This is a genomic window from Alkaliphilus pronyensis (genome assembly GCF_009017275.1).
GTDB lineage: Bacteria > Bacillota > Clostridia > Peptostreptococcales > Natronincolaceae > Alkaliphilus_C > Alkaliphilus_C pronyensis.
The window spans coordinates 1-2,231 of sequence record NZ_WBZC01000076.1; the positions used below are offsets into that span (position 1 = coordinate 1).

The window sequence follows — 2,231 nt, forward strand, 5'->3', positions numbered from 1 at the left end:
TTGCTTCTTACTTCACATAATAAATGACTTTCCATAAGATGAATTATGAAAAGCTTTGCATAATTCATCGAGAACTAGCATATCTGCCTTCATAATTTGCTTCATAAATAGTGTTAATGTCTTTTCGTTCTTTGCTTCTGATAAACGGTTTACTAGAGCTGCTGTCCTATAAAACTTAACGTTCTTTCCTCTATTACATGCTTCTAATCCAAGGGCCTGAGCAAGGTGGGATTTTCCACTACCTGTGTTCCCAAAGAAAACCAGATTCTTCTTTTCCTCAATAAATTTACACTCTCTTAAATAATTTGCATCAATTCCTGCTGGCATATTTACATCATCAAATCGGAAGGCGTCAAAATGCTTCCTTGTATAAAATCCTGCATTTTTAATTAATCTTTCTTTTCGTACGTCTTCCCTATGTTCTATTTCTTTTCTAAGTATAGTTAAAAGATACTCTTCGTTAGTGTTTGCCTCAACTAATTGACTATTAAGAACAATGTTTTGACTAAATTTAAGAATCTTACAACATTCAGCTAACGTGTATCCTACCATTATATACCTCCTGCTTTCTTTAAGATTTCATTGTATGCTTGCGCATTTGACTTAATCTTTTCTAGGGGAGGAACATTATCAGGTAATGATAATGCTTTTAGTTTATATTCTGGCATTATTATACGTGAATGAATTGCCATAAGACTATCAGGATCTACAGCTCCATAGGAGACAGCTTCACTTACTGCATTAACTGCTCTATTAAAGTCAGAAGCTTTGCTAATCTTAAGAATTGCTTTAAGTAGTATTCCTCTTTCTCCTTTGCCACAAATGTCCATATATTCTTGTAATGGTTTTGGTAGCATTTGATAAATTCCTGTATATTTCAATGCACCTGGTCTTATGGATAATTGTTCTAGATAAGGAATCCACTGCATACTTTCTTGCTTTGTATTTCCGTAAAGTCTAGGATGTCTAATAATCTCTCTCAAACTTTCATCTAATAATATTACCTCATATGCAGTTATCTTAATTTGAGCCTTTTCCCCTGCATACTTTGGAGCTGTGGAGTACTCGTGTAATCCGTTTTCCAACTTGAATTTGGCATATGTATCTAGCCTTACTAATTCATATCTACAGGCTTCAAATTCGTTTACAGGTAGGGGTATTAACTTCTGCCTGTCCAATTGATGCAATGTTGAAATTAGTTGACCCTTCTTGTAGTGCTCTCTAATTGCATCCTCATCACATTTAATTAGCAGCTCTTCATTAAATACAATGAGATTTGTTATTTGGGGTACTGGGACTAAAAGATTTCTGCGGTGATAACCTACTTTTCCCTCTACGGATCCCTTTTCATTTCCAGAAGCAGGATTGCAAAATGAGGCTTCAAATCCATATTGATTTTGAAAACGTAAAAATGCATCTGTTAAATCCCTTTTACCGCCCTTTAATATCTTTGTGACCATTGTACTAGGATTATCAAACCATATTCTAGTAGGAACGCCACCAATATGTTTGAATATGTTAATCATTCCTTGAAAAAGACATTCTTGATTTTCTCCTTTGAATAGTTGAGTATAGCCCTGATTACTATATGGGAAAGAAATGTTCAAGTAGTGACCTGAATGGAGTAATCCATTCTCATAAAAATCAGCACCACCAAAGTCTACTTGAGCTTCTCCAGGAACATGCTCTAGAGGAAGTGCTCCTTCCTTTTGAGTATATATCTCTTTTTTTCGCTGGGTCACATAATTTGAAACAGTTTTATATCCACAATCAAAATCTTCAGGATGTAGAAGACATAATCTATCGAAAACACGCTTTGCAGTATGTCTTTGCTTCTTTCTAGCCCTCTTATCATCTTCTAACCATGTATCAATCTCCACTTTAAAAGGATCTAATTTTGATTTGTTTTTATTAGCTGGAACTCTTTTGGGTTTTATGGACCAATCCTCTTGATTTAAGTACTTTCTTACTGTTTTTCTATCATACTCGGTTTCTTCTGCAATCTCACTTATATTCAAACCTTGTTCAAAAAACATTTTTCTGATATGATTTTGTTGAGTCATTGTTAGCATCCTCCAATTATCCTCCTTGCAATCAATTTAGTCGTTAATTACAAGGATACATTTAATTTGTGGTGCCTGCAATGACTTTTACATTCATGAGGAATTCCTATTTACCCAAGTGGGGAATTCCGCTTTTCCATTTAGGGTAATTTAATCTTACCATAAACA

2 protein-coding genes are annotated in these 2,231 nt (G+C 34.4%); both read right to left on the minus strand.

The window, feature by feature from the left end; all coding sequences use genetic code 11:
• Window positions 1-12: 12 nt before the first annotated feature.
• A complete protein-coding gene (locus F8154_RS14310) occupies window positions 13-552 on the minus strand; it encodes an ATP-binding protein (RefSeq protein WP_151862303.1) in 540 nt (179 codons plus the stop codon).
• Window positions 552-2,063 carry an IS21 family transposase gene (istA, locus tag F8154_RS14315; protein ID WP_151862304.1) on the minus strand — a complete coding sequence of 504 codons (1,512 nt, stop codon included), beginning with the start codon at window positions 2,061-2,063 and terminating at the stop codon, window positions 552-554. Before istA ends, F8154_RS14310 begins: the two co-directional genes overlap by 1 nt.
• Window positions 2,064-2,231 lie beyond the last annotated feature (168 nt).